This window comes from Pseudomonas sp. SDO524_S393 (genome assembly GCF_054071875.1).
This window is the reverse complement of the sequence record NZ_JBSVVZ010000075.1, coordinates 1-14,980: the sequence shown is the minus strand read 5'-3', so window position 1 is coordinate 14,980 and position 14,980 is coordinate 1. Positions and strand designations below refer to the sequence as shown.

The 14,980-nt window shown below is 61.2% G+C and carries 14 protein-coding genes; 5 read left to right on the top strand and 9 right to left on the bottom strand.

Translation table 11 applies throughout. The features are described from left to right. Positions 1–6: 6 nt before the first annotated feature. The 3 genes from dbpA (at position 7) to yccS (ending at position 5,034) form a co-directional block, all read left to right on the top strand. On the top strand, positions 7–1,344 hold the full coding sequence (gene dbpA, locus ACW9IB_RS25100; RefSeq protein WP_457415906.1) for an ATP-dependent RNA helicase DbpA: 1,338 nt from the start codon (positions 7–9) through the stop codon (positions 1,342–1,344). Between the two features lie 195 nt (positions 1,345–1,539). Then, positions 1,540–2,718: an NAD(P)/FAD-dependent oxidoreductase gene (locus tag ACW9IB_RS25095; RefSeq protein WP_457415899.1), complete on the top strand. Its 1,179-nt coding sequence runs from the start codon at positions 1,540–1,542 to the stop codon at positions 2,716–2,718. A 132-nt stretch (positions 2,719–2,850) separates the two neighbouring features. After that, a complete protein-coding gene (gene yccS, locus ACW9IB_RS25090) occupies positions 2,851–5,034 on the top strand; it encodes a YccS family putative transporter (protein WP_457368810.1) in 2,184 nt (727 codons plus the stop codon). Between the two features lie 109 nt (positions 5,035–5,143). Here yccS and ACW9IB_RS25085 read toward each other — a convergent pair whose 3' ends face one another. Then, the gene (locus ACW9IB_RS25085) at positions 5,144–5,881 is read right to left on the bottom strand and encodes a substrate-binding periplasmic protein (RefSeq protein WP_457415898.1); all 738 of its coding nucleotides are present in this window, start codon (positions 5,879–5,881) and stop codon (positions 5,144–5,146) included. Between the two features lie 201 nt (positions 5,882–6,082). On the opposite strand from ACW9IB_RS25085, the gene ACW9IB_RS25080 reads away from it, so the two are divergent. Continuing rightward, positions 6,083–6,535: a GNAT family N-acetyltransferase gene (locus ACW9IB_RS25080; RefSeq protein ID WP_457368812.1), complete on the top strand. Its 453-nt coding sequence runs from the start codon at positions 6,083–6,085 to the stop codon at positions 6,533–6,535. A 106-nt stretch (positions 6,536–6,641) separates the two neighbouring features. Here ACW9IB_RS25080 and ACW9IB_RS25075 read toward each other — a convergent pair whose 3' ends face one another. From ACW9IB_RS25075 to ACW9IB_RS25065, 3 genes are read right to left on the bottom strand one after another with little or no spacing between them, the layout of a single operon-like run. Then, positions 6,642–6,938: a winged helix-turn-helix domain-containing protein gene (locus ACW9IB_RS25075; RefSeq protein ID WP_457368813.1), complete on the bottom strand. Its 297-nt coding sequence runs from the start codon at positions 6,936–6,938 to the stop codon at positions 6,642–6,644. A gap of 19 nt (positions 6,939–6,957) precedes the next feature. Further along, positions 6,958–7,458: a M48 metallopeptidase family protein gene (locus tag ACW9IB_RS25070; RefSeq protein ID WP_457415897.1), complete on the bottom strand. Its 501-nt coding sequence runs from the start codon at positions 7,456–7,458 to the stop codon at positions 6,958–6,960. Between the two features lie 42 nt (positions 7,459–7,500). Further along, a complete protein-coding gene (locus ACW9IB_RS25065; RefSeq protein ID WP_457415896.1) occupies positions 7,501–9,606 on the bottom strand; it encodes a putative bifunctional diguanylate cyclase/phosphodiesterase in 2,106 nt (701 codons plus the stop codon). 312 nt (positions 9,607–9,918) lie between these two features. Between ACW9IB_RS25065 and ACW9IB_RS25060 the strand changes: the two genes are divergently transcribed. Next, a complete protein-coding gene (locus ACW9IB_RS25060; protein WP_457368816.1) occupies positions 9,919–10,584 on the top strand; it encodes a polysaccharide lyase family 7 protein in 666 nt (221 codons plus the stop codon). A gap of 92 nt (positions 10,585–10,676) precedes the next feature. Here the strand turns inward: ACW9IB_RS25060 and fba are convergent, their stop codons facing one another. The 5 genes from fba to epd form a co-directional block, all read right to left on the bottom strand. Continuing rightward, complete coding sequence (gene fba, locus ACW9IB_RS25055; protein WP_003177554.1) at positions 10,677–11,741, bottom strand: class II fructose-bisphosphate aldolase; 1,065 nt, start codon at positions 11,739–11,741, stop codon at positions 10,677–10,679. Positions 11,742–12,004: 263 nt separating this feature from the next. Continuing rightward, the gene (locus ACW9IB_RS25050) at positions 12,005–12,337 is read right to left on the bottom strand and encodes an MliC family protein (protein ID WP_457368817.1); all 333 of its coding nucleotides are present in this window, start codon (positions 12,335–12,337) and stop codon (positions 12,005–12,007) included. Positions 12,338–12,397: 60 nt separating this feature from the next. Next, complete coding sequence (locus ACW9IB_RS25045) at positions 12,398–12,625, bottom strand: hypothetical protein (RefSeq protein WP_457415895.1); 228 nt, start codon at positions 12,623–12,625, stop codon at positions 12,398–12,400. A 29-nt stretch (positions 12,626–12,654) separates the two neighbouring features. Continuing rightward, the gene (locus ACW9IB_RS25040) at positions 12,655–13,818 is read right to left on the bottom strand and encodes a phosphoglycerate kinase (protein ID WP_457368819.1); all 1,164 of its coding nucleotides are present in this window, start codon (positions 13,816–13,818) and stop codon (positions 12,655–12,657) included. Between the two features lie 17 nt (positions 13,819–13,835). Continuing rightward, positions 13,836–14,891, bottom strand: coding sequence for an erythrose-4-phosphate dehydrogenase (epd, locus tag ACW9IB_RS25035; RefSeq protein ID WP_457415894.1), 1,056 nt, complete (start codon positions 14,889–14,891; stop codon positions 13,836–13,838). Positions 14,892–14,980 lie beyond the last annotated feature (89 nt).

The window sequence follows — 14,980 nt, the reverse complement described above, 5'->3', positions numbered from 1 at the left end:
GCCGCCATGCTGGCTAACCTCGACTCGCTGGGTTATGTCGAGATGACGCAGATCCAGGCGCAAAGCTTGCCGGTGATCCTCAAAGGGCTGGACCTGATTGCCCAGGCCAAGACCGGCAGCGGCAAGACCGCGGCCTTCGGCATCGGCCTGCTGAACCCGATCAACCCGCGTTACTTCGGTTGCCAGGCGCTGGTGATGTGCCCGACCCGCGAACTGGCCGACCAGGTGGCCAAGGAAATCCGCCGCCTGGCCCGCGCCGAAGACAACATCAAGGTGCTGACCCTGTGCGGCGGCGTGTCCCTCGGCCCACAGATCGCCTCGCTGGAGCACGGCGCCCACGTCATCGTTGGCACCCCGGGGCGCATCCAGCAGCATTTGCGCAAAGGCTCGCTGGTCTTGGACGGCCTGAACACGCTGATTCTCGACGAAGCCGATCGCATGCTCGACATGGGTTTCTACGAGGCCATCGAAGACATCATTGGCCAGACCCCGGCACGTCGCCAGACCCTGCTGTTCTCCGCTACCTACCCGGTGAGCATCAAGCAACTGGCTTCCAAGTTCATGCGCGCGCCACAGCAGGTGAAAGCTGAGGCGTTCCACTCCGACGATCAGATCGAGCAGCGTTTCTACGAAATTTCGCCGGAAGAACGCATGAGCGCCGTGACCAAGGTGCTGGGGCACTTCCGCCCGGCCTCGTGCGTGGCGTTCTGCTTTACCAAGCAACAAGTACAGGAAACCGTGGACCACCTGACGGCCAAGGGGATTTCCGCCGTCGGCCTGCACGGCGACCTGGAACAACGCGACCGTGACCAGGTGCTGGCGATGTTCGCCAACCGCAGCACCTCGGTGCTGGTGGCCACCGACGTCGCCGCCCGCGGCCTGGACATCGACTCGCTGGACATGGTCATCAACGTCGAACTGGCCCGCGACCCGGAAATCCACATCCACCGCGTGGGCCGCACCGGGCGTGCCGGCGAGACCGGAATTGCGATCAGCCTGGTGGCACCGTCCGAGGCACACCGCGCCCAGGCCATCGAGCAGTTGCAGAAAACCCCGTTGAACTGGGACCAACTGGACAACCTCAAGCCACAGGGCGGTGGTCCGCTGCTGCCGCAGATGAGTACCCTGTGCATCGCTGCCGGGCGTAAAGACAAGGTGCGCCCGGGCGATATCCTCGGCGCGTTGACGGGTGAAGCCGGCATCCCGGGTGCCCAGGTCGGCAAGATCGCGATCTTTGACTTCCAGGCCTATGTGGCGGTAGAGCGCGGGATCGCCAAGCAGGCGTTGCAGCGTTTGAACGATGGCAAGATCAAGGGCCGTTCGTTGCGCGTGCGGATCCTGTAAGAACCCCACATATTTACTGTGGGAACCGAATCAATGTGGGAGCTGGCTTGTGTGGGAGCTGGCTTGCCTGCGATAGCATCACCTCGGTGTCACTGACATACCGAGGTGCCTGCATCGCGGGCAAGCCCGACTCCCACACAAGTCAGCTCCCACATTTGATTGCATTTCATATTGAGTTTTTGTGAGGACATTGCTTTGCGCTCGACCGAAGTTGTGATCATTGGCGCCGGCGCCGCAGGTTTGATGTGCGCACTGACCGCTGCCGGACGCGGGCGCAAAGTGATGCTGATCGACCATGCGAACAAGGCCGGCAAGAAGATCCTGATGTCCGGCGGTGGCCGCTGCAATTTCACCAACATGTACACCGAGCCTGCGAACTTCCTCTCCCACAACGCGCACTTCTGCAAGTCCGCCCTGGCCCGCTACACCCAGTGGGATTTCATCGGTCTGGTGGCCAAGCACGGCGTGCCGTACCACGAGAAGAAACTCGGCCAGCTGTTCTGCGACAACAAGTCCAGCGACATCCTCGGCATGCTGCTCGACGAATGCGATCAGGCCGGTGTCAGCCTGCACCTGGACACCTCGATCCAGGAAATCGCCAAACTCGACCGTGGCTATCAGTTGCAGACCACGCTGGGTGAGTTGCGCTGCGAATCGCTGGTGATCGCCACCGGCGGCCTGTCGATTCCCACACTGGGCGCCACCGGATTTGGGTATCAAGTGGCCAGGCAATTTGGTCATGAACTGCTGCCGACCCGCGCCGGGCTGGTGCCGTTCACCATCACCGACCAGCTCAAGGAATTGTGCGGCGAGCTGTCCGGTACTTCCGTGGATTGCCTGGTCAGCTGCAATGGCCAGAGCTTTCGCGAGAACATCCTGTTTACCCACCGTGGCCTCAGCGGGCCGGCGATTCTGCAGATTTCCTCGTACTGGGAACCCGGTGACACGGTGGAAATCAACCTGTTGCCCGACCACGACGCCCACACCTGGCTGCAACAGCAACAGGCCGAGCGCCCCAACAGCGAGCTGAAAACCCTGCTGGGCGAGCTCTTCACCAAGAAGATGGCCAACCTGCTGGCAGATACCTGGTTCGTGTCCAAGCCAATGAAGCAGTACACCCACGCCGAAATTGCCGACATCGCCCACAAACTCGGCAGTTGGCAGTTGGTGCCCGCCGGCACCGAGGGTTACCGCACGGCGGAAGTCACGCTGGGCGGCGTGGATACGCGGGAAGTGTCGTCCAAGACCATGGAGTCGCTGAAAAGCCCGGGCCTGTATTTTATCGGCGAAGTGCTGGATGTGACCGGTCACCTGGGCGGCTTCAACTTCCAGTGGGCGTGGGCTTCGGGCTACGCGGCGGCGCAGTACGCCTGACACGACTTAACCTTGAAATGCTGTCCCCTGTGGTGACCGATAAAATTTTGCTGTTGGATGTGATCGCCACGCTTGCCGTGACGTCACTGATGGCTCAATTTAGCGGCATCGTCTCGGAAGACTTCAGCCTTCATGTCATCGACCTCGTTCAAGCAGTCCATGCGGCGCCTGTGGGCGCTGGATAAATTCAGTTATAGCGTACGGGTATTCATCGCCCTCACCGGCAGCATGGCGCTGTGCTGGTATCAGGATGAAATGACGCTGCTGATCCCGTTGTTCCTGGGGATTATCGCCAGTGCCCTGGCCGAGACCGACGACAGTTGGCAGGGCCGTCTCAATGCCCTGGCGGTGACGCTGGTGTGTTTCAGCGTTGCCGCGCTGTCGGTGGAGCTGCTGTTTCCCTACCCCTGGATCTTCGCGGTCGCCCTGGCCCTGGCCAGTTTCTGCCTGACCATGCTCGGCGCCCTCGGCGAACGTTATGGCGCGATTGCTTCGGCAACGCTGATTCTGTCGGTGTACACCATGATCGGCGTGGACCAGCGCGGCGGCGCGGTCACCGACTTCTGGCACGAACCCTTGTTGCTGGTGGCCGGTGCCGCCTGGTACGGCGTGCTGTCGGTGTTGTGGCAGGCACTGTTTTCCAACCAGCCGGTGCAGCAGAGCCTGGCGCGGTTGTTCCGCGAGCTGGGGCGCTACCTCAAGCTCAAATCGTCACTGTTCGAGCCAATCCGCCAGTTGGACGTGGAAGCGCGCCGCCTGGAATTGGCCCAGCAAAATGGCCGTGTGGTAGCGGCGCTCAATGCCGCGAAGGAAATCATTCTGCATCGCGTGGGCAATGGCCGCCCAGGTTCCAAAGTCAGCCGCTACCTGAAGCTGTACTTCCTGGCCCAGGACATCCACGAACGCGCCAGTTCGTCCCACTACCCGTACAACGCGCTGGCCGAGGCGTTTTTCCACAGCGATGTGCTGTTCCGCTGCCAGCGTCTGCTGCGCCAGCAGGGCAAGGCCTGTCAGACCCTGGCCGAGTCGATCCAACTGCGCCAGCCGTTCATCTATGACGACAGCTTCGCCGAAGCCCTGGGCGATTTGAACGCGTCCATGGAACACCTGCGCATCCAGAGCAACCCGGCCTGGCGCGGCTTGCTGCGTTCGTTGCGCGCCCTGGCGGCCAACCTGTCCACGCTCGACCGCCTGCTCAGCGACGCCAGCAACCCCGATGCCCTGGCCGACGCCACCGACAGCAGCCTGCTCGACCGTTCGCCACGCAACCTGCGGGAAATGTGGACACGCCTGCGCACTCAGTTGACGCCCACTTCATTGCTGTTCCGCCACGCCCTGCGCCTGCCGCTGGCGCTGATCGTCGGCTACTGGATGGTGCATTTGATCCACCCGTCCCAGGGTTACTGGATCATCCTCACCACCCTGTTCGTATGCCAGCCCAACTACGGCGCCACGCGGCGCAAACTGGGTCAGCGGATCATCGGCACCGCCATCGGTCTGACCGTGGCCTGGGCGCTGTTCGACCTGTTCCCCAGCCCGTTGGTGCAGTCGATGTTCGCCATCGCCGCAGGCCTGGTGTTCTTTATCAACCGCACCACCCGCTACACCCTGGCCACGGCGGCGATCACCCTGATGGTGCTGTTCTGCTTCAACCAGGTGGGCGATGGCTACGGGCTGTTCGTGCCGAGGCTGTTCGATACCCTGCTCGGCAGCCTGATCGCAGGCCTGGCGGTGTTCCTGTTCCTGCCGGACTGGCAAGGCCGTCGCCTGAACAAAGTGCTGGCCAATACCCTGACCTGCAACAGCATCTACCTGCGCCAGATCATGCAGCAATACGCCGCCGGCAAGAGCGACGACCTGGCCTATCGTCTGGCCCGCCGCAACGCCCACAACGCCGACGCGGCGCTGTCCACCACCCTGGCGAACATGCTGATGGAACCCGGGCATTTCCGTAAGGAAGCAGACGTGGGCTTCCGCTTCCTGGTGTTATCGCACACCTTGCTCAGCTACTTGTCAGGGCTCGGCGCACATCGCGAAACCCAACTGCCCGCCGACGTGCGCGAACACCTGATCGACGGGGCCGGCAACACCCTGGCGCTGAGCATCGACGAAATTGCCACGGGGCTGGCCAACAAGCAGCCCATCGCGATTCAGAGCGATGCGGAAGAAGCGCTGGCGGCGGACCTGGAACAGATGCCGGACGAGATCGACGAAGGCCAGCGACTGGTGCAAACGCAGTTGGCGTTGATCTGCCGGCAACTGGGGCCGTTGCGCACGTTGGCGGCGCATCTGATCAAGGACACCAGCGCGGATTGAAACGCTATCGCAGGCAAGCCAGCTCCCACATTTGAAGGTATTCGCAATTCAAAATGTGGGAGCGGCGGTGCGACGATTCGACTTGCCCGCGATGAGGCCCGCACAGGCTCTACATCCCATGCGCCCTCATCAACCGCGCATAGCTGCCATCGGCTTTCATCCTGGCAATCTCCCGATCAAAGCCGGCGACGATCCGTTCATGCTCGGGATTCTTCAGGCTCACCAATATGTGCAGACTGTTTTCACTCAACGGCTTGGGCAAGAACTCCACCGCATTGCGCACGCGCGGTGACTCGCGCCCCAGGTAATAACGGGCGACGTACTCATCTTCCACCGTCAGTCGCACCCGTTGCGCCGCCAGCATGCGCACGGCCATGGCAAAGTTGTGCACCGGCACTTTCTGCAATTGCGCGTCCTGATCGAACGGTGCCGAATAGGCATACCCACGCACCACCGCGATGGGGTAGTCGTGCAGTTGCGCCAGGGTCTGGAATTCGATGGGATCGTCGCGGCGCTTGATAAACCGCACGCGGTTGAGCAGGTATTCGCCGGAGAACTGCCCCAACTGCGTGCGGGCGTCGTCGTACCAGGCGTTGACCAGCACGTCGTAACGCCCGTCCCCCACGCCCATCAGCGCCCTCGCCCACGGCACCTGTTCGAAATCGCTGGCGTAACCGGCACGGGCCAACGCAGTGCTGACAATATCGGTGGCGAGCCCGCCATTGATCAGGGTGGAATCGGTAAAGGGCGGCCAGGCGTCCGCCACCAGGCGCAAACGCTGTGCGAACGCCGGCTGGGCCAGCAGCAACACTCCAATCAAAGCAACGGCACGAGAGAATCGCGGCATGCTCATAGTCCTTGGCAGGCAGGAAGTGGCCTTGACTCAGGCAGGGCCTGAGGTTCTAACAGTAGCTCAGATTACACAAACGACCCGGGCTCGCACGCACTCAATGATGGCAAATTGACGCCATTCACAAAAATAGCCGATTTAGACACCAGCGCCTGCCACGCTTACTATCCGGATCAGGCACTTATGAGAGAACACACCATGACAATTGAATGGGTCTGCAAGCACCACGACGACCTGGGCAAAGAGCAGTTGTACGCCATTCTGCGTCTGCGCAACGAAGTCTTTGTCGTCGAACAGAAATGCGTCTACCAGGACCTCGACGGCCAGGACCTGTCGGGCGACACCCACCATTTGATGGCCTGGCAGAACGATGAACTGGTGGCCTACCTGCGCCTGCTGGACCCGGACTCCCAGGGTGGCGATGTGGTGATCGGGCGAGTCATCGTGGCGCCGGTGGCACGCGGTACCGGGCTGGGGCATCGGATGATGGAAGAAACACTCAAGCGAATTGAAGATATCTGGCCGGAAATGCCGATTTTTCTGTCAGCCCAGGCGCATTTGCAGGGGTATTACGGCAGGTATGGGTTTGTGGTGGCGGGTGAGGAATATCTGGAAGACGATATTCCACATATTGGCATGCGGCGCGACTGAGGGCCTTATCGCAGGCAAGCCCGCTCCCACATTGGATCGTGTTCACTCAGTCAGAAAGTGGGAGCTGGCTTGCCTGCGATGGCGTCGGTACGGTCATCACCAAGCTTCAGGGATAACCCAACACCTGCTTGACCGAAACCAGATTCGCTTCGATCCAACCCCGGTCGATCGCCCCCCAACTGCGAATCCGATAGTGCCCCGCATGGTTTCGCGCGCCGTCTTCCTGCTCGAACTCACACACGATATCCAGGTCGGCCAGCGCCGCAATCGTGTCCTGCGCGGTGCGCCGGGGCATACCGGTCACGTCGGTCAACGCGGGCACGCTGCTGGCCAGCCCGCTGTCGATCAAATACGCCACATACAGGCGGCGGTAGAAGCTGCTTTTGGTCTTGCTCACATCCATGGTCGGTCGCCTTGTGCGGTCAGGGTTTACCCTGCAGGTCGCGATACGTGAGGTACACCCGCAGGTCGAATTCCACCTGATGGTAGCCCGGCATCATGTATTCGCAGAGTTTATAGAACGCCTTGTTGTGGTCCGATTCCTTGAAGTGCGCCAGCTCGTGCACCACGATCATGCGCAGAAATTCCGGCGCCGCCTCCTTGAACAGCGCGGCGATGCGAATCTCTTTCTTGGCCTTCAGGTTGCCGCCCTGCACCCGCGAAATCGTGGTGTGCAGGCCAAGGGCGCGATGGGTCAGGTCCAGGCGGTTATCGAACAACACCTTGTCGATGGCCGGTGCGTTGCGCAGGTGTTCCTGCTTCAAGGCCAGGGCGTAGGCGTACAGGGCCTTGTCGCTCTGCACAGCATGGCGCTCGGGGTAACGCTGGTCGAGGTAGGCGCCCAACTGGTCCTTGGCGATCAATTGGCGCACTTGCTCCTGGAGGGCAACGGGGTAGGCCTGGAGGTATTTCAGCGCGGTCATGGGCTCGGCAACAGGGTTCGAAGGGTCGCCAGTGTAGCGAATTCAGCGCAAGCGGGCGCGTGACCAGTCCACGAACGCCTCGGCCACCAGCGGCTGCGCCGCCCACGGCCCCTGGACGAACGGACAGCCATTGGCCTTGAGCCATTGGGCCTGCTCCTGTGTTTCCACGCCCTCGGCCACCACCAGCACCTCAAAATGCCGGCACAGTTCGATGATGCTGCGCGCCATCGCGGCATCCCGTTTCGAACCCGGCAACTGCGCGACCAGCCTGGGGTCGAGCTTGAGGGTGTCGAACTCCATATCGCGCAGGTGCGCCAAGGAACAATTGCCTGAACCGAAGTCATCCAGAGCAATGCGCACGCCCACCTGACGCAACGCCCGCAGTTGCTTGGCAGACGCATCCAGGTTGGCCATCAGGCTGTCCTCGCTGATCTCCACTTCCAGGTGCCGCCCCTCCAGGCCATGCCGCTCAAGGACCTGACGCAATTGGCTGGCCAGGTTGGGCATATTGAATTGGCTGCTGCTCAGGCTCACGCTCAACACCAGTTCATCATCGAAAATGGCCAGCCACGCCTGGCGTTGTGCCGCGACCTGCTGGTAGATCCAGGCGCTCAACTGGCTGATCAACCGGACCTCTTCCAGCAACGGTAGAAACAACCCCGGCGGCACATCGCCGACGCTCGGGTGCTGCCAGCGCAACAGCGCTTCCACGCCCCGCAGACGCCCATCCTCAAGCGACACCTGCGGCTGATAGACCAGGGTGAAATCCTTGTGCTGGATCGCGGTGCGCACGCTGTCTTCGAGCATCAGGCGCGAACGGGCGCGGCCGTTCATTTCCTGGTCGTAATAGCGATATTGCTGACGGCCCGCGCGCTTGGCTTCGTACATCGCGACATCGGCAGCCCGCAACAGTCCGCTCAGGTCCGAGCCGCAATCGGGGAAGGTGGCGATGCCGATGCTGACACCCAGCATCACATCCAGGCCCTCGATCTGCTGGCAGACTGACACGCGTTCGATCAGTTTTTCCGCAGTCTTCGCCGCCTGCTCGGGAAATTCCAGCGTCAGCAGCGCGGTGAATTCATCACCGCCCATGCGCCCCAGAATGTCATGGGGCCCCAGGCACGCCTGCAGTTGCTCCGACACCCAACGCAGCACCCCGTCGCCAGCGTCATGACCCAGGGAATCGTTGACGCGTTTGAAACCGTCGAGATCCAGGTACAGCAGCACCAACGACGGCTCGCCCCGCTCGCTGCGCAACAAGATACTTTCGACGGCCTGATAGAAACCGCGCCGGTTCAGCAGGCCGGTCAGCGGATCGGTCACGGCCTGGAATTCCAGCTGCTGGTGCAGGTGGCGTACTTCGGACATGTCGAGCACCGTCACCACCATGGCCTTCTGCTCGGCGGGCAGCGGTGCGCAAGACAATGCCACCGGCACCTGCTGCCCACGCCCGGTGCGCAGGATCGCATCGTGCACGCGCCAGGTCTCGCCCTTGCGGTAGCCAGCGACCATGGGCGACTCCGGCCAGGCCGGTACATGGGGCTTTTGCAGAAAACCCAGGAACTCCTGACCCTGCAATTCCAGGAGGGTGGCATTGAGCAAACGTGAAATCGCCGGGTTGGCGTACTCAATGACGCCCTCTTCGCCCACCACCAGGATGCCTTCGGCGGCGTTATCCAAGACAGAAGCATTAAAGGCACGGGCCGACTCCAGGTCATGACTCAGACGCTGCAACGCCCGGCGATTACGCTGGTGTTCCAGCAATGCCTGGACCTTGGGCTTGAGGATATGCGGGTCGAAGGGTTTGAACAGGTAATCGATCGCGCCGCTGGCATAGCCTTCCAGCACGGAAGCGGGAGATTGGGCATTGGCACTGAGAAAGATGATCGGCGTCATGCGGGTGCGCTGGCTGCCGCGCATCAGGCGGGCCACTTCAAAACCGTCCATGCCGGGCATCTTTACGTCCAGCAAAACCAGGTCGACCTCATGCACCAGCAACAACTCGAGGGCTTCCAGGCCCGAACCGGCGGTCACCACCTGCCAGTCTTCCCGCTGCAAAAGGGCGCGCATGCTGATCAGATTTTCCGGGTAGTCATCGACCACCAGAAGAACCGAACCGCCATCGCCGTCGTGTGGAGCGCATTCCATGCTACGTATCTTCCTTGGGAGCCACTCCGGTCACTTCTGGGAGAAAAACCCGGATCAACACTGAGGCCTCACTCTAGCCCTGGATCCAGAAAATCAGAAGTGGCGCCTTTGTCATCATCGCATCAAAGCTCATGAAGCCGACTAACGGTCAGTGCCTGCAGCCCGCGTACCACGGGAAACATGGCTATTTGACATTCATTTGACGCCAATAAGTCGCCAGCAATTGTTTAACAATCCAGCGGCCACCGCCTATAAAGAACCTGTCTGGCCCTTGGGCCAAAGCCTTCACCCCTCTGTAAAAAGGCACGCGCCATGATCGACCTCTCCACTTGGAACCTGAGCATCCCCGTCGGCTCCCCACCCGCCACCATCGACACACCGAGACTGATGAGCGGCTTCAACGACCAATACTTCCAGGCCGAAGGCAGCAACGTGCAATTCTGGACCCCCGTCACCGGCAGCCGCACCGAAAATGCCATCTACCCGCGCAGCGAACTGCGCGAAACCTACGCCGACGGACGCCTGCGCAACTGGACCTACCCCGACGCCGACAACTTCCTGCGTGCCACCCTCACCGTCAACCAGGTGCCCTCCACCGGCAAGATCGTGATCGGCCAGATCCACGCCTTCGACAGCCAGAAACCGCTGATCAAGCTGGAGTATCAATTCAAGGAAAAAACCCAGACCGGCAACATCGTCGCCAAAGTCCGCATGCGCCCGGACGAAGGCGAAGGCCGGGTAATCATCGTCGCCTCCAATGTGCCGCTGGAAAAGCGCTTTACCTACGTGATCAACCTGAACAAGGCCGGGCTGCTCAGCGTGTATGCCGCCGATGGCGAGTGGAATGAGCGCATTGGCGCGGCGTGGGGGGCGAAACCGTTGTATTTCAAGGCGGGGGCGTATGTGCAGGACAACAGCGGGAACAGCAAGGAGGGAGCGCGGGTGACGTTTGCCAAGTTGGATATTGATCACGACTAGACGCCGCCTCACAACCTGTAGGAGCCGGCTGCTACAAAGGCAGGCACAAAAAAGCCCGCATCACTGCGGGCTCCTTTTTAAACGTCTCAGGCTTAGTTCACCTTAGCGTTCAACTCACCTTTCAAATACCGCTGATACATCGCTTCCAACGAGATCGGCTTGATCTTCGAAGCATTACCGGCAGTACCAAACGCTTCGTAACGTGCAATACACACATCACGCATCGCCGTCACGGTGGCGCCGAAGAATTTACGTGGGTCGAATTCGCTTGGGTTGGTGGCCATCAGGCGACGCATGGCGCCGGTGGACGCCAGGCGCAGGTCGGTGTCGATGTTGACCTTGCGCACGCCGTACTTGATGCCTTCGACGATTTCTTCAACCGGTACGCCGTAGGTTTCTTTGATGTCGCCGCCGTACTGGTTGATGATCGCCAGCCACTCTTGCGGCACCGAGGAAGAACCGTGCATCACCAGGTGGGTGTTCGGGATGCGTTTGTGGATTTCCTTGATACGGTCGATAGCCAGCACGTCGCCGGTCGGTGGCTTGGTGAACTTGTAGGCGCCGTGGCTGGTGCCGATGGCGATGGCCAGGGCATCAACCTGGGTCTTTTTCACGAAGTCGGCGGCTTCTTCCGGGTCGGTCAGCATCTGGCTGTGATCCAGCACACCTTCGGCGCCGATGCCGTCTTCTTCACCGGCCATGCCGGTTTCAAGGGAACCCAGGCAGCCCAGCTCGCCTTCAACCGACACGCCGCAGGCGTGGGCCATGGCTACGGTTTGTTGGGTCACGCGTACGTTGTACTCGTAGTCGGTCGGGGTCTTGCCGTCTTCGCCGAGGGAGCCGTCCATCATCACCGAGCTGAAGCCCAGCTGGATGGAGCGCTGGCACACGTCAGGGCTGGTGCCGTGGTCCTGGTGCATGCACACCGGGATATGCGGGAATTCTTCGATGGCGGCGAGGATCAGGTGACGCAGGAACGGCGCACCGGCGTATTTGCGGGCACCGGCCGATGCCTGGACGATCACGGGGGAGTCGGTCTTGTCAGCGGCTTCCATGATGGCGCGCATCTGCTCAAGGTTGTTGACGTTAAAGGCTGGGACGCCGTAGCCGAACTCGGCTGCGTGGTCCAGCATTTGACGCATGCTGATAAGTGCCATTGTGTTGTCTCTCCCGGTCGAGGGTCGTTAATCGTGCAAGCCTGCCGTAGCGGTGGCTGCTATTCAAGTTATTGCAGATCAAGGGGTTGGGCCTTGGCCTGCTGAATCGTTATTGCTAATGGGTTGACCCAAATTCCAATCTGGAACCGAATCATGTGGGGGCTGGCTTGCCTGCAATGGCGACTTACCTGCCGACATCTTCAGTGGCTGACCCACCGCAATCGCAGGCAAGCCAACTCCCACATTTGATCTTCATTGATCCCCTACTGGGCTTTGCAGCCACGGCCGATCAAATCATCCGTGGCGACCCAGTAAACCAGGCCTTCCTCGCCTTTTGTGTGAAACGCCAATTGGTCGTTGGCGTACAGCACACCCGAGGCGGCCACGTCTTGTTTAAGCCGGTAAACCTGATCGGAACCGCCGAGGCGTACATCCACCTCGGATTTAGCCTGGTTGGCAAAGCGCCAGTTGACCTCGGCCTTGCTGTCGCAGGTCCAGGTGGTCCATTTGTCTTGCGGCTCTGCCTTGTTGAACATGTCCAACGTGCTGCAACCGGCCAACAAGGCCAGGGCTGCCAGGGCGAAAACGCCTTTCATTGCCAATCCTCGCGCGGCGCCCCAGGGCCGCCGCTGCTGTCGGTTAGTTGATCAGACCCGTCAAGGGCAGCCCTGTTCCTGACCGTTGGGCGCGGAGTCATATTTCTCCAGCCGTTCGGGGCCGATGCGCTTGTTGATCACCGGCATGGTTTCGGCTTGCCAGTCAGCCTGGTAGCAGCTCTTTTTCTGCGCGGGCGCAGGCGTTGCCGCCTCCGGCGTCGCGTTGGGCGTGCTGCCGCAACCGGCCACCAGGCCCGCTGCGATCACCAGTGCCAACCACTTGATCATGGGAATGCTCCTTTTCCTGATCGCAAGCCTCAGCCCTTGGCCCGGGCTTCCAGCACTTCAACGGCCGGCAGGACCTTGCCCTCGACGAACTCGAGGAACGCGCCGCCACCGGTAGAAATGTAGGAGATCTGATCGCTAACGCCATATTTATCGATGGCCGCCAGGGTGTCGCCGCCGCCGGCAATGGAGAATGCCGAGCTTTGCGCGATGGCCTTGGCCAGCACTTGGGTGCCGTTGCCGAACTGGTCGAACTCGAATACGCCGACCGGGCCGTTCCACAGGATGGTGCGGGAAGCTTTCAGCAATTCAGCGAAGTTGGCTGCAGTTTGCGGGCCAATGTCCAGGATCATGTCGTCGGCGGCCACATCGGCGATCAGCTTGACGGTGGCTTCGGCGCTTTCGGCGAACTCCTTGGCGACCACCACATCCACCGGCAGCGGCACGCTGACCTTGGCGGCGATGGCACGGGCGGTGTCGAGCAAATCAGGCTCGTACAGGGATTTGCCCACCGGGTGGCCAGCTGCGGCCAGGAAGGTATTGGCAATGCCGCCACCCACGATCAGTTGGTCGCAGATCTGGCTCAGGCTGTTGAGCACGTCCAGTTTGGTCGACACTTTGGAACCGGCCACGATGGCCGTCATCGGTTGAGCCGGTGCGCCCAGGGCCTTGCCCAGTGCATCGAGCTCGGCAGCCAGCAACGGGCCCGCCGCCGCGACCTTGGCGAACTTGGCCACGCCGTGGGTCGAGCCTTCGGCGCGGTGCGCGGTACCGAATGCGTCCATCACGAACACGTCGCACAGCGCAGCGTACTGCTGAGCCAGTTCATCGCTGTTCTTTTTCTCGCCCTTGTTGAAGCGCACGTTCTCGAACAGCACGATGTCGCCGGCTTTCACGTCGACGCCGCCCAGGTAGTCAGCCACCAGCGGCACATCACGGCCCAGGGCCTTGCTGAGGTAGTCGGCGACAGGCTTGAGGCTGTTTTCAGCGGAGAACTCACCTTCGGTCGGACGACCCAGGTGGGAGCAAACCATTACGGCCGCGCCTTTTTCCAGGGCCAGCTTGATGGTCGGCAGCGAGGCCAGGATTCGCGCATCGCTGGTGACAACACCGTCCTTGACGGGGACGTTGAGGTCTTCGCGAATCAGTACGCGCTTACCTTGCAGATCGAGGTCGGTCATCTTCAACACGGTCATGGGTCGCAGTTCCTGAATTACTGTTGAGGTTGTTGGGAGGCGATGTGCAGATAGTGTTCTGCCACGTCGAGCATGCGGTTGGCAAAACCCCATTCGTTGTCGAACCAGGCCAGGATGTTCACCAGCCTCGGGCCGGAAACGCGGGTCTGGCTGGCATCGACGATCGCCGAATGCGGGTCATGATTGAAATCACAACTGGCGTGGGGCAGTTCGGTGTAGGCCAACAGCCCCTTGAGCGGGCCACTGGTAGCGGCGTCGCGCAGGATTCGGTTGACCTCCGTCGCATCGGTGTCGCTGACGGTCTGCATGGTGATATCCAGGCAGGACACGTTCACCGTCGGCACCCGTACGGCTTTGGCCTGGATTCGCCCGGCAAGTTCCGGCAACAAGCGCTCGATACCGCGCGCCAGGCCGGTGGACACCGGAATCACGGACTGAAACGCCGAACGCGTGCGGCGCAGGTCTTCGTGGTGATACGCATCGATGACCGGCTGGTCGTTCATCGCCGAGTGGATCGTGGTGATCGACACATAATCCAGGCCGATCGCCTGATCCAGCAGGCGCAGCAACGGCACGCTGCAGTTGGTGGTGCAGGAGGCGTTGGATACCAGCAGCTCTTCGCCGGTCAGGCAATCCTGGTTGATACCGTAGACGATGGTGGCGTCCACGTCCGCCTCGCTGGCCATCGGCTGGGAAAACAGCACGCGCGGTGCGCCGGCATCGAGGAAACGCTGACCATCGGCCCGGGTGTGATAGACACCGGAACACTCCAGCACCAGGTCCACGCCCAATGCTTGCCAGTCGATGCCTTCGGGGGTGGCACTGCGCAACACCTTCACGCAGTTGCCATTGATATGCAGACAGTCGTCTTCAACTCGCACTTCGCCAGGGAAACGGCCGTGGGTGGAGTCAAAGCGTGTCAGGTATTCGATGCTGGCCATGTCGGCCAGGTCGTTGATCGCGACAATTTCAAACCCGGCCGCCGCCCCTCGCTCGAACAGAGCACGCAAGACGCAACGACCAATCCGGCCGTAGCCGTTGAGTGCAACTTTGTAGGGACGTGGTTGGGGCATGGGGTTCTCGATCAAGGTTAGTTCGGTGTTGAATGTTCTGACGCTATCGCGGGCAAGCCCGCTCCCACATTAGACCGCGATCCAAATGT